At 53.2% G+C, this 21,128-nt stretch carries 21 protein-coding genes; 16 read left to right on the forward strand and 5 right to left on the reverse strand.

What is annotated here, in order from left to right; all coding sequences use genetic code 11:
• Positions 1 to 8: 8 nt before the first annotated feature.
• Complete coding sequence (locus AWJ19_RS26890) at positions 9 to 485, forward strand: RNA 2'-phosphotransferase (protein WP_347231167.1); 477 nt, start codon at positions 9 to 11, stop codon at positions 483 to 485.
• A gap of 107 nt (positions 486 to 592) precedes the next feature.
• Entirely contained in the window at positions 593 to 1,108 is a 516-nt protein-coding gene (locus tag AWJ19_RS26895; RefSeq protein ID WP_068728302.1) for a mismatch-specific DNA-glycosylase, read from the forward strand.
• Between the two features lie 74 nt (positions 1,109 to 1,182).
• On the opposite strand, the gene AWJ19_RS26900 is transcribed toward AWJ19_RS26895, so the two are convergent.
• On the reverse strand, positions 1,183 to 2,151 hold the full coding sequence (locus AWJ19_RS26900; RefSeq protein ID WP_082708148.1) for an MraY family glycosyltransferase: 969 nt from the start codon (positions 2,149 to 2,151) through the stop codon (positions 1,183 to 1,185).
• 128 nt (positions 2,152 to 2,279) lie between these two features.
• On the opposite strand from AWJ19_RS26900, the gene AWJ19_RS26905 reads away from it, so the two are divergent.
• Entirely contained in the window at positions 2,280 to 2,963 is a 684-nt protein-coding gene (locus AWJ19_RS26905) for a YjjG family noncanonical pyrimidine nucleotidase (protein ID WP_068728303.1), read from the forward strand.
• 125 nt (positions 2,964 to 3,088) lie between these two features.
• On the forward strand, positions 3,089 to 3,772 hold the full coding sequence (locus AWJ19_RS26910; protein ID WP_068728304.1) for a hypothetical protein: 684 nt from the start codon (positions 3,089 to 3,091) through the stop codon (positions 3,770 to 3,772).
• 118 nt (positions 3,773 to 3,890) lie between these two features.
• Here the strand turns inward: AWJ19_RS26910 and AWJ19_RS26915 are convergent, their stop codons facing one another.
• Complete coding sequence (locus tag AWJ19_RS26915; RefSeq protein ID WP_068728305.1) at positions 3,891 to 4,877, reverse strand: ring-cleaving dioxygenase; 987 nt, start codon at positions 4,875 to 4,877, stop codon at positions 3,891 to 3,893.
• Positions 4,878 to 5,119: 242 nt separating this feature from the next.
• Between AWJ19_RS26915 and AWJ19_RS26920 the strand changes: the two genes are divergently transcribed.
• The 8 genes from AWJ19_RS26920 to AWJ19_RS26960 all read left to right on the forward strand — a co-directional run bounded on the left by AWJ19_RS26920 (position 5,120) and on the right by AWJ19_RS26960 (position 13,793).
• Positions 5,120 to 5,947, forward strand: a complete 828-nt coding sequence (locus tag AWJ19_RS26920) for an AAC(3) family N-acetyltransferase (protein ID WP_068728306.1) — start codon at positions 5,120 to 5,122, stop codon at positions 5,945 to 5,947.
• 1,383 nt (positions 5,948 to 7,330) lie between these two features.
• Positions 7,331 to 8,749 (forward strand): RtcB family protein, encoded by a 1,419-nt coding sequence (locus AWJ19_RS26925; protein WP_068720609.1) that lies wholly within the window; start codon positions 7,331 to 7,333, stop codon positions 8,747 to 8,749.
• Positions 8,750 to 8,864: 115 nt separating this feature from the next.
• Complete coding sequence (locus AWJ19_RS26930; protein ID WP_068720611.1) at positions 8,865 to 9,797, forward strand: manganese-dependent inorganic pyrophosphatase; 933 nt, start codon at positions 8,865 to 8,867, stop codon at positions 9,795 to 9,797.
• Between the two features lie 161 nt (positions 9,798 to 9,958).
• Positions 9,959 to 10,396 carry an Rrf2 family transcriptional regulator gene (locus AWJ19_RS26935; protein ID WP_068720613.1) on the forward strand — a complete coding sequence of 146 codons (438 nt, stop codon included), beginning with the start codon at positions 9,959 to 9,961 and terminating at the stop codon, positions 10,394 to 10,396.
• Between the two features lie 147 nt (positions 10,397 to 10,543).
• Positions 10,544 to 11,191 (forward strand): nitroreductase family protein, encoded by a 648-nt coding sequence (locus tag AWJ19_RS26940; RefSeq protein ID WP_068720615.1) that lies wholly within the window; start codon positions 10,544 to 10,546, stop codon positions 11,189 to 11,191.
• A gap of 223 nt (positions 11,192 to 11,414) precedes the next feature.
• Positions 11,415 to 12,116: a pirin-like bicupin family protein gene (locus AWJ19_RS26950; protein WP_068720619.1), complete on the forward strand. Its 702-nt coding sequence runs from the start codon at positions 11,415 to 11,417 to the stop codon at positions 12,114 to 12,116.
• Positions 12,117 to 12,155: 39 nt separating this feature from the next.
• Positions 12,156 to 12,485, forward strand: a complete 330-nt coding sequence (locus AWJ19_RS26955) for a hypothetical protein (RefSeq protein ID WP_068720621.1) — start codon at positions 12,156 to 12,158, stop codon at positions 12,483 to 12,485.
• A 213-nt stretch (positions 12,486 to 12,698) separates the two neighbouring features.
• Positions 12,699 to 13,793 carry a Glu/Leu/Phe/Val dehydrogenase gene (locus tag AWJ19_RS26960; protein WP_068720623.1) on the forward strand — a complete coding sequence of 365 codons (1,095 nt, stop codon included), beginning with the start codon at positions 12,699 to 12,701 and terminating at the stop codon, positions 13,791 to 13,793.
• A gap of 124 nt (positions 13,794 to 13,917) precedes the next feature.
• Here AWJ19_RS26960 and AWJ19_RS26965 read toward each other — a convergent pair whose 3' ends face one another.
• Positions 13,918 to 14,649, reverse strand: coding sequence for a peptidylprolyl isomerase (locus AWJ19_RS26965; RefSeq protein WP_068720798.1), 732 nt, complete (start codon positions 14,647 to 14,649; stop codon positions 13,918 to 13,920).
• A gap of 146 nt (positions 14,650 to 14,795) precedes the next feature.
• Between AWJ19_RS26965 and AWJ19_RS26970 the strand changes: the two genes are divergently transcribed.
• Complete coding sequence (locus tag AWJ19_RS26970; RefSeq protein ID WP_068720625.1) at positions 14,796 to 16,034, forward strand: MFS transporter; 1,239 nt, start codon at positions 14,796 to 14,798, stop codon at positions 16,032 to 16,034.
• 102 nt (positions 16,035 to 16,136) lie between these two features.
• Here AWJ19_RS26970 and AWJ19_RS26975 read toward each other — a convergent pair whose 3' ends face one another.
• Positions 16,137 to 16,739, reverse strand: coding sequence for a hypothetical protein (locus AWJ19_RS26975; RefSeq protein WP_068720627.1), 603 nt, complete (start codon positions 16,737 to 16,739; stop codon positions 16,137 to 16,139).
• Between the two features lie 20 nt (positions 16,740 to 16,759).
• Positions 16,760 to 16,939, reverse strand: coding sequence for a hypothetical protein (locus tag AWJ19_RS26980; protein WP_068720629.1), 180 nt, complete (start codon positions 16,937 to 16,939; stop codon positions 16,760 to 16,762).
• Positions 16,940 to 17,185: 246 nt separating this feature from the next.
• On the opposite strand from AWJ19_RS26980, the gene AWJ19_RS34335 reads away from it, so the two are divergent.
• The 3 genes from AWJ19_RS34335 (at position 17,186) to AWJ19_RS26990 (ending at position 21,111) form a co-directional block, all read left to right on the forward strand.
• Positions 17,186 to 18,061, forward strand: a complete 876-nt coding sequence (locus tag AWJ19_RS34335) for a hypothetical protein (RefSeq protein ID WP_128083709.1) — start codon at positions 17,186 to 17,188, stop codon at positions 18,059 to 18,061.
• The gene (locus tag AWJ19_RS34340; RefSeq protein WP_128083710.1) at positions 18,046 to 19,083 is read left to right on the forward strand and encodes a HAMP domain-containing sensor histidine kinase; all 1,038 of its coding nucleotides are present in this window, start codon (positions 18,046 to 18,048) and stop codon (positions 19,081 to 19,083) included. The genes AWJ19_RS34335 and AWJ19_RS34340 overlap by 16 nt, the downstream gene beginning before the upstream one ends.
• A gap of 111 nt (positions 19,084 to 19,194) precedes the next feature.
• Positions 19,195 to 21,111 (forward strand): HAMP domain-containing sensor histidine kinase, encoded by a 1,917-nt coding sequence (locus AWJ19_RS26990; protein ID WP_068720633.1) that lies wholly within the window; start codon positions 19,195 to 19,197, stop codon positions 21,109 to 21,111.
• Positions 21,112 to 21,128: the final 17 nt, after the last annotated feature.

Raw genomic sequence — 21,128 nt, forward strand, 5'->3', positions numbered from 1 at the left:
TTTATAGAATGTTAGATGCTAAAGCTGAGGTTTCCCTCAGCAAATTTATGACCAAGATGCTGCGGCATACGCCTGAGCAGTACGGATTAATTCTTGATCCGGAGGACGGCTCCTGCCTGCTGGAAGAGCTGCTTGACGTTATTACGGCAACCCCCAAGTGGTCAGGGATTACAGAGGCGGATGTCCGGCAGACGGCAGCGAACTGTGAGAAGCAGCGCTTTGCCATTGAAGGAGAGCGGATCCGGGCGCGGTACGGGCACAGTCACACTAAGGTGGCATATCCGCCGGGAGAGCCTCCGGCATTGCTCTATCATGGGACACACAAGAGTGCGCTATCCGTCATCCTGAAGGAGGGTCTGAAGCCTATGGGCCGGCAGTATGTCCATCTGTCGGAGGGGCTGCATTTTGCCGCTCTGGCCGGCGCCGCCGGGGAGAGCTTGTGCTTCTTGCGATTGATACGGTTAAGGCGGCGGATTCCGGTGTAACCTTCTATTACGCAGGCAATGAGGTGTGGCTCGCAGGAGCTGTTCCTGCGGACTGCATAGCTGAGTATGAGAATGCGGAGGAATAACGGATAGCAGGAGGGATGTTCATGGAGGAAGTGCCGGATCACCTGGAGAACGGCTTGCAGATCGTATTTATCGGCTTTAACCCGAGCATCCGCTCCGGGGAGCTGGGGCATCATTATGCGAATCCGCGCAACAATTTCTGGCGGATTCTTCAGCAGTCCGGCCTGACGCCGCGCTTGTATGAGGCTGCTGAGGATGGCGAGCTGCTGAAGCTTGGGTACGGCTTCACAAATATTGTGGCCCGGCCTACAGTAGGCGCGGAGGATATCACGCGCGAGGAATATAATGCCGGGCGGGAGCTGCTGCGCGGGAAGCTTGAGCAGTACCGGCCGCAGATTGCCTGCTTTGTGGGCAAGGGGGTCTATACGGAATTCAGCCGCAGGCCCAAGGCGGAATGGGGGTTCCAGACAGCAGAGCCCGTTGTTGACGGCGTTCGCGAGTTCGTTGCCCCATCCTCCAGCGGCCTGGTCCGGATGCCGATGTCAGAGATTGTAGGCATTTACCGGCAGTTATACGACTTCATTCAGGAGAAGGGCTGAAGGCAAAAAAACACCTCCCTCACATTAGTGAAGGAGGTGTTACTGTTTGGGGCAGCACGCTGCTGCAAAGTCCGTTATGTTTCAATTAGCAGCAGAATTATGGAGGACAGCGACAGGCAGACGCTGACCAGATAGAGCACGGCAACGACCTGCTTCTGGTTCAGGCCGGCCTTAAGCAGCCGGTAGTGGACCTGGCTGGCATCCGCCTGATAAATGGCTTTGCCCTGAAGGAACCGCTTGATCACGACAAACAGATTGTCGAAGATCGGCACGCCGAGCGCCAGGATCGGGATGAACAGCGAAAGCACCGTAGCCTGCTTGAAGGCACCGTCCAGCGCGATGACTGCCAGAATGAAGCCCATGAAGGTAGCGCCTGCGTCGCCCATGAAGATTTTGGCCGGGGCTTTGTTGAATCGCAGATAAGCCAGTGTGACACCCACAAGGGAAATCGCCATGATTGCGGAAGCGGATTGACCCTTGGTTAGCGCAACGATGAACAGTGTAACGGCTGAAATTGCTGTAAGCCCGCCGGCCAGCCCGTCCATGCCGTCAGAGAAGTTAATTACTGTAGTCACACCGAAGATCCAGACGATCGTAAGTATGAACTGCAGGATGAACGGCAGGGAAACGTAATCTCCCGAGAACGGGTTGATGAAGCCGGTAAAAGCATTGCCGGACAAGAAGACAAGAATGGCTGCCGCAATCTGTACGATGAATTTGGGCAGGGCCGGAAAATCCTTGCCTTTGGTCTTGTACCAGTCATCAATAGTACCTATAGTGAGCAGAAGCACCCCGCCGATAAAGAGGGCGAGCGTCTCCAGCGAGAAATCACGGGCGAACAGCAGGTATGTAATGAAAAAGCCGATAAATATCGCATAGCTGGCTGTCAGAGGGATGGGCTCCCTGTGGATTTTGCGCTCCACATCCTCCCGGGGCCTGTCCACAAAATCAAGCCGGAACGCAAGCCTGCCGAGCGGAGGAATGAGTAGATAAACGATACAAAACGATACCAGAAACGCCAAAACGTAAAAAATGACAATCACCACCGTTGATTTTTTAAAAAGATAAGCTTAAGATGTACCACGATAAATTGTCTTATGAGCAGGGCTGTCTAGATTATATCTCAGAGTGCAATAACTTGTCGATTGTACAACCATTTTGGAGGCGGATGATGAAATACGACGTAATTCTGTTTGATGCTGACGATACGCTGTTTGATTATGGAATGGCCGAGGGCCAGGCGTTTTTGAATGTGTTCACCCACTTCGGGCTGCCGGCTGGGGCAGAGGAGTATGCTGCAAGCTATCAGGAGATTAACCGTGCGCTGTGGGCCGATCTGGAGGCGGGTCAGATTACCTCTGCAGCGCTGCGGGTGGAGCGTTTTAACCAGCTGTTTGTCCGGCATAATCTGGAGTACAATCCGGAGGAATTCAGCGAGGCTTATTTGCGTTTTCTGGGGGAAGGCACGTTTCTGATCCAGGGGGCTGCCGAGCTGTGCGGGGCGCTTGAAGGCTGCAGGCTGGCGATTATTACGAACGGAATCAAGGATGTGCAGCTGTCGAGAATCAAAGGCTCGCCGCTTGCGGGTACCTTTGAGCAGATCATTATTTCGGAGGAAGCGGGTTATCAGAAGCCGGCGGCGGGAATATTTGATTATGCTTTTGACAAGCTGGGCATTTCCGATAAAAGCAGGGTGCTGATTGTGGGGGATTCACTGACCTCCGATATCCGCGGCGGGGTTAACTATGGAATTGATACCTGCTGGTTCAATCCTTTAGGGAAGACTAACAGTTCCGGTGTTGAGCCGACCTATGAAATCCGTGAACTGGCGGAGCTGCTCGATATTGTTAAGTGATTATATAGACGTAAGCGGCAGGTGTTTTCCCCTGATAAAAGGTTGGAAGACTTCTTCCGGTGTTAAATATATTAGGACGCAGTATTTATAGCTACATCATCCCAGTGAACAGGAGAGGATTTCTCATGAAAATGAACCGGAAATGGCTGATCGCCGCGGTTGCCGCCGGTATGGCGCTGACCGGATCAGCCGGTGTATATGCCGGAGCCAAGCTTCAGGAGATTAAGGCCTATCTGAACAACAGCATTGGAGTAGTTGTTGACGGCACGCCATACTGGCTTAGAGACGGCAACGGCAAAACCTTAAGGCCGATTACCTACGAGGGCCTTACGTATTTGCCGGTCCGCTCGGTTGCGGAGGCGCTGGATGTGCCGATTACGTATGATGCCGTTAATTACAAAGTCCGGATCGGTACTGGTGCGGATGCGGGAGCCTCTGCCGGCTCTGGCTCCGGTTCAGGTTCAGGCAATGCTGCGCCTGTGGAGAGCACGGTGCGGCCGGTCAACCTGCCGCAGGATTTTCCGATACCGAGTGATGCTATCATCGCAACGACGCTGGATACGGATGCGGACGGCGTGAAGAAGGCTGCCTTCAGCTACTCCACACAGGAATCGCTGGAGACGATGGGCTTCGTATACAGTGAATATGCCAAAATCAAGCGGCTCGACAATGCCTCGCAGACCGTGTCGGCAACAACGGTGAAGATTACCGGCCGGTTGGGCGGCACAAGTCCGGTCTCGATTACGGGCAAGCCGTCTACGGCCCGTCCCGGCTTTAATATCTTCACCATTACCTGGTCGGAGAGCTGACGGCTTCTCCGGCTGTCTGCAGCTGGAGCGGACCGGGAATAGGTGCAACAGAAACAGCTGCGTTCCTGTGCGGAACGCAGCTGTTTGGGCTGGGGCTGGACTACAGCCTGATTCTATATCATTGCTGCTGTCGGGTGTCGAGCGGCTTAAGATAAGCTTCGATCTGCTCCCGCTTCCCTTCCAGGAATGGAGGCAGGGCGAGGGATTCGCCGAGATGCTCCAGCGGCTCATCGGTAGCGAAGCCGGGTCCGTCCGTAGCCAGCTCGAACAGGATGCCGTTCGGCTCACGGAAGTACAGGGACCGGAAGTAAAAGCGGTCCACAAAGCCGGAATTGGGCAGCTGGACTGTGCGGATACGCTCGATCCATAGTTTGAGTTCCGTCTCATTATCCACCCGGAAGGCGACGTGATGCACGCCGCCACGGCCCAGGCGCTCCTGCGGCAGATCGCTGCGCTCCTCCAGATGGATCTCGGCACCGGAGCCGCCTTCTCCGGTTTCAAATACGACGATGTCCGGCTGTCCAGCAGCCGGTGAAGGATAGCTTGCTTTGCGGCGGAAACCCATCAGATCCTGCAGGACGAGTGTTGTCGGCTCGGCGTCCTCGACGGTCAGATGAGCCGGGCCGAGACCGGTGATGCCATATTCAGCCGGTACAGGACTGGCCGGCCATGGCTTGCCGCCGGCAACTCCCTGGTTGTTCTGGTCGGAGACCAGCAGAAACCGCTGGCCTTCATGGTCGCGGAAGCCAAGGGTAAGGCGGCCGCCGCGGTCAGTGATGGTGCTGTCGTGGTCTACATTGAAGGCTGTAAACCGTTTTTTCCAGTAATCCAGCGCCTTATCGTCCGGCACACGCAGCGACAGGGCGGAGATACTGTTATTGCCGTCCCGGTTGCGTCCGGCGTTCGGAAGCTCAAAGAAGGTCAGCTCTGTGCCCGGATTGCCGGCTTCATCGCCGTAGAACAGGTGATAGACGGAAATGTCATCCTGGTTGACTGTTTTTTTGATCAGCCGGAGTCCCAGAACTTCGGTGTAGAATTTGTAGTTTTCCGGAGCTTTGGCTGTAATAGCGGATACATGGTGAAGGCCTTTTAGTGTTAAACTCATGGTAGATCCTCCTTGGATTTGTGATGTTACAGAAGTGTGTAAGCGTATTTTTAGAATGTTGTGAGTGAAGGGACAACTGGAGTAGAAAGGGTTCGCAAATACTTTTCTCATTATTTACACAATGTTGCAGGGCCAATATTAAGTTTATTGGTGAAAATATTTAAGTTACTATAATTTTAATAGTAAGTTGGTTGAATTGCAAGCGGAAACTACATACCGACCGTAAAAAGGAGAGGACTGCAATGTATACGAAAGCCAGCCTGCTCGAACAGCTGAAGGAGCTTCATATTAATCCCCAAGGAACGCTGCTGGTCCATTCCTCATTAAAAAGTATTGGACCTGTAGAAGGCGGCGCAGATACCGTACTGGATGTGCTGTCCGAATATATGAAGGACGGGCTGCTTGTCCTGCCGACACATACCTGGTCGTATATTGATGCGGCGAATCCGTGCTTCTCCGTCCAGGATTCACCATCCTGCGTAGGAATTCTGCCTGAGCTGTTCCGGGGGCGTCCGGGTGTTATCCGTTCCTGGCATCCGACCCACTCGGTGGCTGCCCTTGGGCGAGATGCCGAAGCTTTTACCGCCGGGGATCACCGCTGGGATACTCCCTGTGCCCGCGGATCGGTCTACGGCAAGCTGCTGGACCGGAAGGCGGAGATCATGCTGCTTGGCGTGGATCTGCGGCGGAACACGTTCATTCACGGCATTGAGGAATGGGTGGACATTCCGGGCAGAATGACCGATGAACCGGAGCAGCTGTACACGATTACGCCGGACGGAACCGAGATCCCTGTACCGTCGCGCAGACACTGCGGGCTGTCTTGGTCCCAGCATTTCTGGAAGGTTGAGCATGTGCTGGAGGACGGCGGAGCGCTGCGCAGGGGGCATTTCGGCGCTGCTCCTGTAATGATCTGCAGTGCAGCGGGGACTACAGACATCATAAGCGGCTTGCTGGCCGGGAACCCGGATTTGTTCGGGGACAACGAGCCGCTGGATGGCCAGGCCGTACCTGATCCCCTGCCCAAGACTCTGCGGGGATTACCGCGAACGGGTGCCGGGCAGGACTAGGTAGTGTTAGTCGGGTTGGAGGCTGGCGCAGAATGCAGGGCTAGGTGATCATATCTGGATGCTAACGCAGAATGCAGGGCTAGGTGATCATATCTGGATGCTAACGCAGAATTCTCCTTCCCAGCTCAGCCCGGGAACTAACGAGTGGTTTAAGTGCCACATTAGTTAGAGGTATGGAAAACGGAGGCAGTAGGGGTATGATATTGATGTGTACTAACAATTCTGGAGGTTGACAGCTTCTGGAAAACCATGGTAAGCTGGCTACAAATTTACGCCGCAGATGGCTTAGGGAGGAGCAGGAACAATGCAGACATTGAACAGGGATGAACAAGTTAGCCAACTATTTGACCGTGAGCTAACCATACCTTTCGCACGTCCGGCATATTCCTATCCAGAGGAAACTCAGGATTCACGCAGCACTCCCTTGCCTTGGATCAGGCAGATTTGATTCTGCCGCCAAATTTATGGCAATACCGGGATTTCAGGCTGCGTGCACCGCAGCCTTTTTCTTTGACCTTATGCAAAGGACGGAGAGAAGGGCGGCGCGACGCAGCCTTTTTGTTGTTCTTAGATGTTGAGTATACAAGGCTTTAGGGGAAAAATCCCACTAATGGTACTGAGACTTGAGCTATAGAGCCGAAGTAGGGGGAAAATCCCTTTGAACCGAGGTGCAAGTGGGCCAAATACTGAAATCAAAGGGAAAAATCCCTTTGATCGAGGTGCAGGCGGGCCAAATGCTGAAATCAAAGGGAAAAGTCCCTTTGAACCCACACCTAGCCAGCACCTTATCCCACATCCCTGAAAGGAGAGAGAAGAATGAGCAAACTAATCAGATGGAATGAGCAGCACATAGAGCGGGCGGCAGCGCTGGGCATACAGGGGCACACAGGTTTTAATCTGGAACAAGATACTGCTCCGCAATCAGCCCCAGCTCTAGTTCTGGCTGTAGAATCCGATCCGTTTCTAGCTACAGCTTTGGATCCGGCTCTAGCTGTGACCCTGGAATCCGATTCAGTTTTTGACATAACGCCAGCGCTAACGCCAGCTCTATCGCCAGCCCCGGCTCTAAACCCGGCATCCGATCTCGAGCCAGGCTTCTACCCGCAATCCTTCCGTTCCGCCGCCTTCAGACGGCAGAGCGGGGAGCGCGGGCTCTATCCATCCGGCTGTTATCCAGCTCATTCAGCCCTCTCTCCCTCCTGCACGGGGCTGAGGTGCAGGCCGATCTACAGTAGCAGCAACACGTCATAGCCGTGCTGCAGCACTAGACGTTGAATGAGGCTGCCGGATTGTGCAAGGTTTCGCTATACCTGATTACAGGGAGAGCAGAGACGGCGCAGCCGGCAGCTTTTTTATATAAACAAAACTACAGGAGGAGTAACAATGAACAGAAACATCAAATCGCACGGCAGCAACCACTATCAGCTGGAGCTTCCGCACGGGTCGCTGCATGTGTTCGCCAATCAGGAGATCTACGAGTCATTCGAAGACAAAGTGTTTGAGATGGCTGACAACAATCTGCGGATTCCACGCAATAAATATATGGCTTATACTCCGGATGCGCATGTCGGTGTGGGAACCTGCATCGGCACAACGGCGGTGTGGAACATGAAGGACGGGATGGTCTCGCCTTCGATTGTCGGAGTGGATATCGGCTGCGGGATGCGCGTGCACACGACGCCGCTGCATAAGCGGGATCTGCAGGATAAGGAGGTCCGCCGCAGACTGATCGAAGCGATTGAAAAATATGTGCCAACGAACGAGCGGGTCAACAGCAATTATGCCGACATTGATATTATGGAGATTGTGCGCAGCGGCCTGAACGGTCTGCCGGACAAATATATCCCTTCCCCGCAATGGATTACCCATGTGGAGGAGAGCAACTTCAGCTATGACCATACTGCGCTGGAAAACCTGCCCCCAAAAATCCGCAAAAACGCCCACGGCCAGCTCGGAACCCTGGGGAGCGGTAATCACTTTTGCGAGATTCAGTATCTGGAAATTGCCGAGGAGCATAAGGAGCAGGCGGCGAAGTGGGGGCTCTTCGACGGCGGTGTTGTCGTCATGATCCATTCCGGCTCGCGTGCCTGGGGGGCGATGGTCGGCCGTGAACACACAAAAACGATCAAGGAAGCGATGCATCTCTGGGGCGTAACGAACCCTGATCCGAACCTGAATTATGCGCCGATCAGCAGCCGCGAGGGCCAGACCTATCTGAATCTGATGTACTCTGCGCTGAACTTTGCCGTGACGAACCGGCATATGATTGCGTTCGGGGTGCAGGAGGCTTTCCGGGAGCTGTACGGGCCGCAGTTTGAAATGCCGGTGCTGTATGACCTGATGCATAACTATGCGTTAAAAGAGTTCCACCGCGGGCAGCCGATGCTGGTGCACCGCAAAGGGGCTACACGGGCGCTTCCGCCGGGGCATTTTTTGAACACGCCGGTGTACAAAGCTACCGGGCATCCGGCGCTCATTCCCGGCTCCATGGGCACCTCGTCTTACATTATGCTCGGACGCGAGGAGGGCCTGAAGAACTTTTACTCCATCTGCCATGGTGCCGGACGGGTACGTTCAAGAAGAGCAACCCGCCTTACGGTGACAGTGGATGAGTTCAGCCAGTCGCTGCAGGTTGGCACAGACGAGGAGATCATTGTTAACCACCGTTCCCTGGATACGATTCTCGATGAATGCCCGCAGGCCTACAAGGATGTGGATCAGATTATTGACAGCATCACAGGTGCAGGGCTGGCCGATGTTGTAGCCAAGTGCAAACCGATGGCGGTGATTAAAGGCATTTAGCCGCGTGGAAATTCCTGAATGCAAGGACAACAAAGACTTCCTCTTCCTTTTCTGGCTTGTCCCTATCAATGTATGGTATATTATTCTCACAAAAAACAAAGTAAGGAGATTGGAAATGGAAAAAACACTTGTCTTTGGACACAAAAATCCGGACACGGATACAATTTGTTCAGCAATTGCTTATGCGGCACTCAAGAAGGAACTGGGCTGGGATGCTGAAGCTGTACGTTTGGGAGAAGTAAGCGGGGAAACCCAGTTTGCACTGGATCAATTTGGCGCAGCTGCACCCCGTCTCGTTACAAATGTTGCCGGAGAAGCCGCTCAGGTGATTCTGGTTGACCATAACGAACGCCAGCAGAGTGCAGACGGAATTGAGCAGGTCCGTGTAGTTGAAGTAATCGACCACCACCGGATCGCCAACTTCGAAACAGCGCACCCGCTCTACTACCGTGCTGAGCCAGTAGGCTGCACAGCGACTATCCTGAACAAGCTGTACAAAGAAAACGGTGTAGCGATTCCGAAAGAAATCGCTGGTCTGATGCTGTCTGCAATCATTTCCGATTCTTTGCTGTTCAAATCGCCGACCTGCACCGAGCAGGACGTAGCTGCTGCGCGTGAGCTGGCTGAAATCGCCGGTGTAAATGCCGAAGAATACGGTCTGGCTATGCTTAAAGCCGGTGCTGACCTCAGTGACAAGAGCATTGCCCAGCTGATCTCCCTGGATGCCAAGGAATTCAAAATGGGTGACTACAAGGTTGAAATCGCCCAGGTCAATGCGGTTGACGTGAACGATGTGCTCTCCAAGCAGGCAGAGCTGGAAGCGGCGCTTACAGCCATTATTGCTGAAAAAGAACTGGATCTGTTCCTGTTCGTAGTAACAGACATCTTGAACAACGACTCCGTAGGTCTGGCGCTCGGCCGTCTCGCCGGAGCAGTAGAGCAGGCTTACAATGTGAAGCTGGATGACAACAAAGCGCTGCTCAGAGGCGTTGTATCCCGCAAATCACAGATCGTACCGGTACTCACAGAAACGATCGCCAAGCTGTAGTCAATATATAAGGGCGAGGAAGCTTACCAGCTGAGGCCCGTGTTTATAGAAGCAAGCCTCTGCCCTGGACCTGTGGTCGTTAGGGCGGGGGCTTTCTTTTTGCCAAAAAAGGTCCGGCGTTCTATACTTAACATACATCAATGAGTCAGAAAGGAGCCCGTATGACAAAAACACGCAGCAGTAGCGCTTCCCAATATAAATCCTTCGGACTGGTATTGCAGGCAATGGTGGTGCTGGCCCGGAAAGGTGATACCTGTTCAAGCTGTGAAATGGCCGAGCTGCTCTCCTCCGAGGCTACTCTGCTGAGAAAAACGATGGCCAAGCTGACGCGTGCGCAGATTCTGGTGACCAAAGAAGGCCGGGACGGCGGCTACGCGCTTAACTGTGACCCGGAAAAGCTGACCCTTGCCGACATTTATCAGGCACTAGAGGCAGGCGAAGCTTGCAGCAAAGCGGTGAATGAGACGATGTGCGGTAATGCGCTAGGTGAGCAGATGATGGACGCCTGCGGTGAACTCTTTGCCGAAATGGACCGCAGTATCGTGCTTGTGCTTGAAAAATATACGCTAGCTGAAATGGTGCGCAAGGCTGGCTGTTGACAGAAGGCTTTTTTGTGAACTATACTGTGCATAATTAATTACAGTTAAATGTTGGGCAGCATAGGGTATGAAGACACAGATTTTTTTTGACATTAACTGTGCTTTTATAATCACAGAATTGGGATCAGGAAGAGGAGGAGTTAGACAATGACAACAGAATTGAAGACGGAAGTAGAGTTCAGTAAGGTGATCCGGGAGCGGCATTCGGTGCGGAAATATGATCCGTCCTGGAGCATTTCCGAGGAGGAAATCAAAGCGATTCTGAGTGACGCCATTCTGGCCCCGTCCTCATCCAATCTGCAGCCTTGGCGCTTTATTGTCATTACAGATCCGGCGCTGAAGGAGCAGCTGCTTCCGATTGCCAATAACCAGCAGCAGGTTGTCGATGCTTCGGCTACGATTGCTGTAATCGGCGACATCGAGGCTTACCGCAATGCAGAGAAAATATATGAGTACGCTGAAGCAGCCGGATATGTCACTGCAGAGGTGGGAGCGGCAATGGCTAAGCGCAGCAGAGACGGCTACTCCAGCATGCCGGTCCAGAAGCTGAAGGAAATTGCCCTCATTGACGGCGGCCTTGTATCCATGCAGCTGATGCTTGCAGCCAAGGCGAAGGGCTACGACACGGTTCCTATGGGCGGCTTCCATCCCGATAAGTTCCGTGAGCTGTTCAGCATTCCTGAACGTTACGAGACTGTAATGCTGATTGCTCTGGGCAAAGCTGCAGCAGAAGGACGCTCCACCGCCAGACTGCCGCTGGAAGAAGTAGTCCAGTGGAACGGGTTCGAGGGGTAATTGAAAATGATGAAGCGGCCGGCGTATGCTGGCTGCTTCTTTTTCTTTTGGCAGATGGAGTGCCTTCTCCGGCCTCCAGCCGTCTTTTTTGGTTTTGCCGGGCTTTCTGCTAAACTATTGTTAGTGCCCTGCAACAATGCAGGCTTTCTACAGCAGAATTTATGCTTCCAGCCATCACTGAATGATTAACTTAAAACGCATCAGACAATCAGGAGGGATCGATATGATCAAGGTTTATCCCGCGGCATCCGCGCACCAGTTTGATCATGGCTGGCTGAAGGGCAGCCACAGCTTCTCGTTCGGGGATTTCTATGATCCGGATAATACGGCTTTTGGTCCTATGCGCGTCTGTAACGATGATACCATTGCACCGGGCAGAGGCTTCGGCGCCCATCCGCATAGCGACATGGAGATCGTCTCCATTGTATTGTCCGGCCGGCTGCGCCATGAGGACAATCTGGGCAATGTGGCCGAGACGGAGTTCGGCGGCGTTCAGCGGATGTCGGCCGGTACCGGGGCGATCCATACCGAACATAATCCTTCGGACACAGAACCAGTTAGGCTGCTGCAGCTCTGGTTCATGCCGCGCACACGCGGTACAGCCCCCTCATACACAACCGGGCGGTTTGATCCCGCCAGGCTTGAAGGCAGACTGCTGCCAGTGGTAGGCCCGGAGCGCACACCGGAAATTGTAGACATCGCCCAGGATATGACGATTTATCTCGGCCGGGCCGAGGCAGGCCGGGAGCTAACGTTTGAGCAGGAGGCAGGCCGCCGTATTTTCATTTATTTAATTGAAGGACAGGTTAAGCTGCCGGACGGTCAGCTCCTGCAGCCGGGAGATTCAGCCCGGATTGAGGGAATCAGCAGGCTTGCGCTCGCCAGCGGAGCTGACGCTCTGCTCATGGTTATTGATCTGCCATAGTCAGGTACGTACAATCCCATTATGAAGGAGGAGCCAAAAATGCAGCAGCAGGAGAGGGTGCTGGTGAAGCACTCCGTAACCGGGCGTATGCTTGTCAGCAGCACGGACGGACTGACCTACACGTTTAGCCCGCAAGGGGAGCTTACGCTGATTAAGCTCTGCGGAGTAAAGGCTGCACAGGGGGCGGCCGTAGTGGAGCTAAGCCCGGAGCTGAATGTGTTCCGGTTTGAAGAGCCGGCGGAGGGCCAGGTGATCAAGCACTGGTATTATGTCGGGGATAATCCTGTGGTATATGATGCGGATGCTGAATGTCTGAGCATCACTGTACAATCGGAAATTGAATACCGGCCGGATGAATACTGGGAATAGAGGCGCGCCTGCGCTTCTTTTTTAGTCGTCAGGAAGGTATAGCCGGTTCAACTTAGGGGTTACATCATACGTTATATTGATGTATGTTATTGGGTTTATTTTGCGTTTTTTCCTAAGAAAAGGACAAATGAACTTGACAAGAAAAGTTGAGTATACTAGCTTTGTTATGAAACGTAACACGCATAATGCGATAAGACAGGGGATATGGACATAATGGAATTGTTTGCAGCAATGGAACGTGACGATTACGAGGAACTGTTGTTTTGCCAGGATAAAGCATCGGGCCTCAAGGCCATTATTGCGATTCACGATACTACACTGGGGCCGGCGCTGGGCGGGACGAGAATGTGGACCTACGCTACTGAAGAGGCCGCTATAACCGATGCGCTCCGGCTTGCCAAAGGGATGACCTACAAAAATGCCGTGGCCGGCCTGAACCTGGGCGGCGGTAAAACCGTAATCATCGGCGATCCGAAGAAGGATAAAAATGAAGCCATGTTCCGTGCTTTCGGCAGATACATACAAGGACTTAACGGACGTTATATTACAGCTGAGGATGTTGGAACCACAGAAGCGGATATGGACATTATTCATCAGGAGACCGATTTTGTAACCGGGATTTCGGCTACTTACGGTTCTTCCGGTAACCCGTCACCAGCGACAGCCTACGGGGTTTATCAAGGGATGAAGGCAGCAGCCAAAGCGGCCTTTGGCAGTGACTCGCTGGCCGGCAGAACGGTTGCCGTGCAGGGCGTCGGGAATGTCTCGTTTACGCTGTGCAAATATCTGCATGAGGAAGGCGCAGAGCTGATTGTAACGGATATCAATAAGGAAGCGGTAGCCCGGGCGGTTGAAGCCTATGGCGCCAAGGCGGTTGATCCGGCGGATATTATCAGTGTACAGTGCCATATTTACGCACCTTGCGCGCTTGGAGCGACCATCAACGACGAGTCGCTGCCGCTGCTTAAGGCCAAGGTGGTTGCAGGCGCAGCCAACAACCAGCTGAAGGAGCCGCGCCACGGGGACGCCCTGCATGAGATGGGCATCGTCTATGCACCTGATTATGTCATTAACGCCGGCGGCGTCATTAATATTGCCGACGAACTGAACGGCTACAATAAGGACCGCGCCTTCAAGCAGATCAGCAAGATCTATGACAGCATCACCCGCGTGCTGGAGATCTCGCGCACCAGCGGCATTCCTGCGTATGCCGCAGCAGACCGGCTGGCCGAGGAACGGATTGCCCTGCTGCGCAACAGCCGCAGCACCTTCCTGCGCAATCCGCATCATGCCATCAGCAGAAGATAACAGCCAGCCTGGACCGGAAGCCATCCGGTGCAGACTGCTGTAACGTGAAGAAGCCCGTCTCCGGATAACCCCGAGACGGGCTTCTATGCTGTACTGATTGAAGCTCCCCCGGTGAGGGATGGAGCTATTCTACTTTTTCCGGTTCCGGATAAGTAACGCCCAGCGTGTCTACCGTAACCTTGGTCATGACAGGAGGCGTGTCCGGCCGGTCCGAGCTGTCACGCGGCAGGTTAACGATGGCTTGCACGACATCGAGGCCTTCCGTTACCTTGCCGAAAGCGGCATAGCTGCCGTCAAGGCTAGGGTAATCTGCAGCCATAATGAAGAACTGGGAGCCGCCGGAATTCATATCCTGGCTTCTGGCCATGGACAGCACACCCTCGGTGTGCAGCAGGTTATTCGTGAAGCCGTTGGCCGAGAATTCGCCAGCAATGCTATAATCCGGACCGCCCATGCCGGTGCCGTCGGGATCACCGCCCTGAATCATAAAGCCCGGGATAACACGGTGGAAAATGGTTCCGTCGTAGAAGCCCTTATGAATCAGTGAAATGAAGTTGTTTACGGTATTCGGTGCAACCTCAGGGTAGAGCTCAGCCTTGATAATGCCGCCGTTATCCATCTCAATGGTAACGACAGGATGGCTGGCCGTGGCCGACGGCACGCCTTCGGTGGCGGCAGCTGCACCCTCCTGGGGAGCCGGGCTGGCCTGGTTGCCGGCAGTATTGCCTGCTGCATTGTTGTCTGCCGGCTTGTTGCCGCAGCCTGCGGCAAAGACCATCAGCAGGGTCATCATCAGCAGCAGAATGACAGGGGTTCTTCTAATGCGCTTCACGTTGTAAATCTCTCCTTTAATCATGAGTAGGCTGGGTTGCTCATCACTCATCATACATGGTTTGTCCCGCCTGATGCAAAGCCTCTGGAATAACAGTGATTTGGCATCGCGGGAAAAGAGGTCTAGAATGGTAGATACTTCAGGGTTTAACAGAAGGGACGGTGGTTGTCTTGGCATTTTCATGGAAAAGGAATCTGATCGTGCTCTGGATAGGGGTGTTTTTCTGCAGCACCGCCTACTCGATTTCGATTCCGTTCCTCTCGATTTTTCTTAGTGACCAGCTCGGAGTTACCAGTCATCTGGAAATCTGGTCGGGAGTGAGCTTCGGGATTACCTTTCTCGCGAGCGCGCTGATCTCGCCTTACTGGGGGTCTCTGGCTGACAAATACGGGCGCAAGCCGATGCTGATCCGCTCGGGCTTCAGTCTGGCTGCACTTTATCTGATTAATTACTTTGTTCATGACCCGTATGTGTTTCTGATTGTGCGTGTGCTTCAGGGGCTGCTGGCCGGATTTGTTCCGGCGGCAATTGCGATGGTGGCGACCAATACGCCGGAGGAAAAGACCGGCTATGCGCTGAGCATTATGTCAACAGCGGGAGCAACAGGCAGCATTATCGGCCCGCTGATCGGCGGGGTGGTGAGCTATTATTCGAGCAACCGCGATGCGTTTCTGTTCTCGGCGGCCATTGTGCTCGTGTCAGCGCTGATCGCCACCTTTTTTGCCAGGGAGGAGAACTTTAACCGTTCCGCGGCAAGATCGCGTGTCAGCGATGACATCAGGGAGGCAGTTAAAAATAAAGCGTTCATTACGCTGCTGTCACTTGCGGGAATCAGCACCTTCTCGGTTATGATTCTGGAGCCGCTGCTGCCGATTTATCTGCTGGATATGGGGATTTCAAGGAACACGGCATCGCTTAGCTCGGGGATTGTTTTCTCTGCTGTCGGCATAGCGACGGTAATAATGGCTCCGCAGTGGGGGCGGATCGGCAGCCGTAAGGGCTTCGGGTTTATTTTGTTCATCGGCCTGATCGGCGGCGGGATCGGCAACATCCTGCAATATTTCGTGTCCGGCTATGTGGAGTTTGCCATTCTGCGGTTTGTCTACGGCCTGTTCTATGCGGGAGTGCTGCCTTCAGTCAATGCAATGATTGTCCAGACGATTGAACCGGGCTTCCGCGGCCGCGCGTTCGGCCTGAATCAGGCAGCCTCGCAGCTTGCGACCATGGCCGGGCCGATCATCGGAGGGCTGCTGGGTGCGTTCATTCCGATCCGCTGGGTATTCGTTATTAACGGGATGATGCTGCTTGCGGCAGCGCTGCTGGTCAAGCTGCAGAACCTGGAGGCCAAGGTTGGTGAAGCACGTGCCCACGGGGAAGCAGCAGATGCGCAGGCAAGCGGAAATATCTAAAATAAAGATAACAAAAGGCCAAAAGCACCGGGAAAACGTTTCCGGATTTGCTTTTGGCCTTTGCACATTAACGTTTAAACATCTTTAATTGAAGCTCCTTGACTAATCCTCTTCACCTGTAGAGCCGTTCAGCAGATCGGTTCCGGGCATAACATCAACCGGAGGGGCGGCCGGGTCTACCGCAGTGCCGGGCTGCAGCTCATCGGCATCCGGAACATCCTCCAGCGGCTGCACTTCCTCATCGCTCTCCTCGTCATCGGCATAGTCGATTACACTGCCGGTTAAACCGGCTGCTCCTGCGGCGAAAAGTGAGTCGGATTCCAGCAGCTCGTCCCGCTGCGGGGCAGGAGAAGCAATGATGCTGTTATCCCGGTCGGCCCTGCGGCCAAGCGCCGGCTGAGGCTCGTTTACACCGATATCGGCGGCGAGGATGGAGTCGCCTTCAAGCGCCGGATCAGCTCCTTCATCCGCTATGCCGTCAACATAATCAACAGGTCTTTCATGAATAGGCTCATGGCTGGCCAGTGATGACTCCAGCGGCTGGCGCTCCACATCCAGAGTTACACCGCTTACGCCCTGCTCCGTAATAGTGCCGAGAGGGCGCCGGTCCTCAAGCGGAATATCCTGTTCCGGGGGGGCGTCGCCCATTTTCTGATAGCGCTCATATGCAAAATCGGCTTCAGTTTTGTTGAACTCATTACCCATAGCCGTTCAGCTCCTTAGATTTAAGTCTGCCCCTCTTTGGGGACAGCGTGATTAATGGCAGCTTTCTGCTCCTCATCCCGTAGTGCACCGGGATAAGAGCCTTCCTGAAACAAGCCGAAATCCTCATCTATATCCCGCTCGGTTACGAGCCCGTCGTCATCCCGTTCCGCGCTGGCATCAGATTTCCTTTTGTCAGTCATAGCCGGACCTCCTTACCCGTGATCTATAGTAATTCTATACCCGATTAATTGGCTGCGAATCTGCGCCTCCCGGGCTTGGCAGGGCATTCTTAATATATTCATTCTCCAGAATGATTAACCGTGCCGATAATAAAAACAGGGTTTTCACTGAATTTTGCCGATAGAGGCAGGGAAAGTGCGAAGGTTGTCGAAAGTAAGAATCATACGAACTATTAAAATCCAACTTATGATTTATTGAGGTGTCTAATGAAGCTGTCATCACCAAAGAGAGTGGCCGCCATATTCATGCTTCTGCTCTTGACCGTTCTGGTGACTGCAGGGATCGCGATCGGGCGGAGCGGTGAACAGGATATCGTCCTGCCGGAATGGGAGCTGAAATGGGCGCAATCCGGGGAGGAGACTGTTGCTGAAGCAGCAGCTGCCCCGCAGGAGGAATGGATGAAATGTTCTGCGGATACAGCAAGACCGCTGCCTCCCGCAGATGTTGACGCAGCCTGGCTGCGCTTTGAAATACCGCCAATGCAGACAGATTCAGCGCTGCTTATTGATAAAGTATACGGAACAACGCTTAAGGCTTACCGCAATAATACGCTCATCTACGATTCGAGGCAGAACGTTAATTTTAGCGGCAGTAAAGTGCTGATTCCGTTAACAGCAACGCCGGGTGACGGACCGCTGTATCTGTGGAGCAGCGGAGGGGACAGGGGCTTCGGGGTAGGGGGGCAGATCAGAGCGGGAGATTATGATGGTCTAATGTCTCTTTATGTCAAACATGACCTGGTGGATGTGATCCTGGGGACCTCACTCATTTTTATGGCTGCTGTCCTGCTGGTATGTTTATTTTTTATACGGGTGCAGACATTGTCCGGCGGGTACTACCTGGTGCTGGTGATTCTTGCTTTCGGCGTGCTGTTTATTACGTACTCCCCGTTTCTGTCGCTTGTTCTGGGCAGCAGGGAGCGGCTGGTCGAAGCCAGCTTTGATACGGCATTATTTATCCTGCTGCCGCCTTTACCTTATATTTCGAACGGATTTTCGGACCCGGCAAAGGCCGGCATCTTGTCCGCTTCCGCAATATTCAGCTGGGGTACTCATGTTTTTGCTTTGTGTTTTTGCTGGTGAATGCCCTGCTGTCCTTCCGGCTGGACAAGCTGTATGTGATCATGACGGTGAATGTGCTAGGGGTGCTGATGATTGTTCAGCTGGCATATCTGCTGGGGCTGGCTGTGGTATATGCTTATAGAGGAAATAAGGATGCAGCTATTTTCTCCACCGGTTTCGCCATCTTTGCGGTCATTTCGCTCAGCGAGCTGGTATTGTATTTTACATCCGCAGACTCTTTCCATCTTTTTTGGTGGAAGTGGGGCGTGGTGGCGTTTATCCTCTCTCTGATCATCATTCTCGGCCGGGGCTTTGCCAGAAACTACGAGCAGGCGCTCGCCTATTCCCGTGAACTGGAGCAGTTCAACAATACTGCACAGCGCTCGGAAAAAATGGAGATCATCAGCGAGCTTGCTGCCTCTGTAGCACATGAGGTACGCAATCCGCTGCAGGTGACGCGCGGGTTCCTGCAGATTCTGGGTGAACGCTCCGGTCGTAAAGAGAAGGAATATCTCGATATGGCGGTACAGGAGCTGGACCGGGCCTCCCTGATCATTACAGACTTCCTCACCTTTGCCAAGCCCGGACTGGAGGAAGTGGATGTATTCGAGCTGTCCGGGGAGCTGCGGCATGTGGCCGGCATCCTGGTGCCGCTGGCTAATCTGCAGGGCGGTACCATTGAACTAAAGCTGCAGGAAGGGCTTTATGTGCTGGGCAGTCCCGCCAAGTTCAAGCAGGCCTTCATTAATCTGATCAAGAACAGTGTGGAATCGCTGCACGAAGAAGGGCTGATTACGGTGTCAGCCTGGAAATCGGGCCAGCATATCATCATTAGTGTGAAGGATAACGGGGAGGGCATGAAGCCGAGCGAGCTGTCCCGCCTGGGCGAGCCGTATTATTCCAATAAAACCAAGGGAACAGGCCTGGGGCTGATGGTTACCTTCCGGATCGTCGAAGCGATGAACGGCACCATTCATTTTCACAGTAAAAAAGGCCAGGGAACCGAGGTTATCGTAAAATTACCAGCGGATCACAGTAAATAGAAAAGATTTGATAAAAAATGGGTATTTTAAAGGGATAAGGGCATTGCTGGGCGAAATACTAGCTGTGATCTGTCCCGCATTTATACCAATACATTCTCTTGGGGTGCTTGCATGCGCTTGATCGGTAAAAGTGTACATATTACAGCGATGCTGCTGCTGATGATGTTGACGTTCGTCTCATTGTCAGCCTCCGGGGAAGGGCATTATGCTGCAAATAAAATAACAGAATGGCAGATGCAGTGGAACAAGAGCCTGGGCGATACAGGCCTTGAAGTCCCGGACGGGGATCAGGGAGCTTGGTTCAACAGCGGAACGGCCAATCCTGCAGGCGATCTTCCGGACGGGCTATCCTCCGCGTGGACCCGTATCCAGCTTCCGGCCTTTCACTATGTATCGCCTGCCGTTTACATCGAAAAGCTCTATGCCTTGCATATCAAGGTATTTGTAGAGGACCGGCTTGTGCTGGAGGGGGACCGCAGCTACATTAAGGACAACTATTCCCTGCTTGTACCGCTCAGGGGCGAGGATAACGGTAAAACCATGTATATCTGGACTTCGACGCTCCAGGACCGGATCGGAATCAAAGATTCAATCGTGATTGGCGAGCATAGCGAGCTGATCCGCAATTTTGTCAAAAACGGGCTCATTGATGTCATTCTCGGCGGCTCTTTTATTTTTGTGGCGCTGGTTCTGTTTATGTGCGGTTTTTTTCTGGACAGGGAGCATTTTTCGATTGCCGTGTCTTTATCCATTGTCATTGCGGCCACGGGTATATTGGCAATTACCTATTCGCCCTTTATTTATACGTTTTACAGTCAATACGGAGCGTTAAGTATCATCTTTCTGGATCTGGGGCTGCTGTCACTGCTGCCGGCGCTTACGTTTTTGTTTGAGAAAATATTCGGCAGCGGCCGCTTCGCCATCATCCGGCGGTTCCGCATTTTTCAGACGGCCTACTCCGCGTTCTGCATTCTGTGCCTGATCATTAATACACTGGCAGACAACCGCTTTGTGGAGTTCTATTATTTTGTCTCTACTACGGTAATCGGTTTTATTATGATTGCCCAGTTTGTCCTGCTCATTGCCTGTGTAATCTTCTTTTCGCTAAAAAAGAACAAGGACGCGATTACCTTTGCGATAGGCTTCGGTACAGCCGCCTTAACAGGGGTAGCCGAACTGGTCTGGTATTATATCAACAATGGTGACTACGATCTGTTCTACTGGAAATGGGCGCTGGTTGTGTTCATTCTTTCACTGATTGTCATTCTGGGCCGCAGGCTGGCTTTGAACCACCGGCAGGTAGTCAAATATTCAAGGGAGCTGGAGCTGTTCAATAACGAGCTGCAGCGTTCCGAAAAAATGGAAATCATCAGTGAGCTTGCAGCCTCAGTAGCTCATGAGGTGCGTAATCCGCTGCAGGTGACAAGAGGATTTCTGCAGCTTCTCAGTGAGAAGGCAAGCGGCAGTGAGGAACAGTATTTATCCATGGCGCTGAGTGAGCTGGACCGTGCAGCTAATATCATTACGGATTTTCTGACCTTTGCCAAACCTGAATTCGAGCAGATTTCGATACTGAATGTCAGGGAGGAGTTCAAGCATATCGAAAGCATTATGCTGCCGCTATGCCATCTGAACGGGGGTAAAATGCTCATGCAGGCCGGAGAAGGCTTGTGGGTCAAAGGCAACTCCTCCAAGTTCAAGCAGGCTTTTATCAATATTATCAAGAACAGCATTGAATCGCTCGGAGATGAAGGCACCATACAGATGATCGCTTACGGTGTCGGTGATTATGTGTATATTCATATTCAGGACGACGGAGAGGGAATGGACAGCGAGGTGCTGAACCGGCTTGGTGAGCCGTATTTCTCGAATAAAACGAAGGGAACGGGCCTTGGCCTTATGGTGACCTTCCGGATCATTGAAGCGATGGCGGGCGAAATCCGTTTTGAAAGCCAAAAAGGAGCCGGAACCGAATCCGTTACGACTTTGCCATTGGCAAAGCCTCCGGAAGGTTCAGGCTCCCTGTGAAGTCAGAGGCGTGATGT

The sequence above is a fragment of the Paenibacillus sp. DMB5 genome (assembly GCF_001517085.1).
Lineage (GTDB): Bacteria > Bacillota > Bacilli > Paenibacillales > Paenibacillaceae > Paenibacillus_AQ.

What these genes read in the sequence shown, in the direction of transcription:
- AWJ19_RS26925 (WP_068720609.1), top strand. Translation starts at nt 7,331, where the DNA reads ATGAACAGAAACATCAAATCGCACGGCAGCAACCACTATCAGCTGGAG.
- AWJ19_RS26905 (WP_068728303.1), top strand. Translation starts at nt 2,280, where the DNA reads ATGAAATACGACGTAATTCTGTTTGATGCTGACGATACGCTGTTTGAT.
- AWJ19_RS26910 (WP_068728304.1), top strand. Translation starts at nt 3,089, where the DNA reads ATGAAAATGAACCGGAAATGGCTGATCGCCGCGGTTGCCGCCGGTATG.
- AWJ19_RS34335 (WP_128083709.1), top strand. Translation starts at nt 17,186, where the DNA reads ATGAAGCTGTCATCACCAAAGAGAGTGGCCGCCATATTCATGCTTCTG.
- AWJ19_RS26950 (WP_068720619.1), top strand. Translation starts at nt 11,415, where the DNA reads ATGATCAAGGTTTATCCCGCGGCATCCGCGCACCAGTTTGATCATGGC.
- AWJ19_RS26920 (WP_068728306.1), top strand. Translation starts at nt 5,120, where the DNA reads ATGTATACGAAAGCCAGCCTGCTCGAACAGCTGAAGGAGCTTCATATT.
- AWJ19_RS26890 (WP_347231167.1), top strand. Translation starts at nt 9, where the DNA reads ATGTTAGATGCTAAAGCTGAGGTTTCCCTCAGCAAATTTATGACCAAG.
- AWJ19_RS26980 (WP_068720629.1), bottom strand. Translation starts at nt 16,939, where the DNA reads ATGACTGACAAAAGGAAATCTGATGCCAGCGCGGAACGGGATGACGAC.
- AWJ19_RS26935 (WP_068720613.1), top strand. Translation starts at nt 9,959, where the DNA reads ATGACAAAAACACGCAGCAGTAGCGCTTCCCAATATAAATCCTTCGGA.
- AWJ19_RS26915 (WP_068728305.1), bottom strand. Translation starts at nt 4,877, where the DNA reads ATGAGTTTAACACTAAAAGGCCTTCACCATGTATCCGCTATTACAGCC.
- AWJ19_RS26960 (WP_068720623.1), top strand. Translation starts at nt 12,699, where the DNA reads ATGGAATTGTTTGCAGCAATGGAACGTGACGATTACGAGGAACTGTTG.
- AWJ19_RS26940 (WP_068720615.1), top strand. Translation starts at nt 10,544, where the DNA reads ATGACAACAGAATTGAAGACGGAAGTAGAGTTCAGTAAGGTGATCCGG.
- AWJ19_RS26975 (WP_068720627.1), bottom strand. Translation starts at nt 16,739, where the DNA reads ATGGGTAATGAGTTCAACAAAACTGAAGCCGATTTTGCATATGAGCGC.
- AWJ19_RS26955 (WP_068720621.1), top strand. Translation starts at nt 12,156, where the DNA reads ATGCAGCAGCAGGAGAGGGTGCTGGTGAAGCACTCCGTAACCGGGCGT.
- AWJ19_RS26895 (WP_068728302.1), top strand. Translation starts at nt 593, where the DNA reads ATGGAGGAAGTGCCGGATCACCTGGAGAACGGCTTGCAGATCGTATTT.
- AWJ19_RS26965 (WP_068720798.1), bottom strand. Translation starts at nt 14,649, where the DNA reads ATGATTAAAGGAGAGATTTACAACGTGAAGCGCATTAGAAGAACCCCT.
- AWJ19_RS26930 (WP_068720611.1), top strand. Translation starts at nt 8,865, where the DNA reads ATGGAAAAAACACTTGTCTTTGGACACAAAAATCCGGACACGGATACA.
- AWJ19_RS26990 (WP_068720633.1), top strand. Translation starts at nt 19,195, where the DNA reads ATGCGCTTGATCGGTAAAAGTGTACATATTACAGCGATGCTGCTGCTG.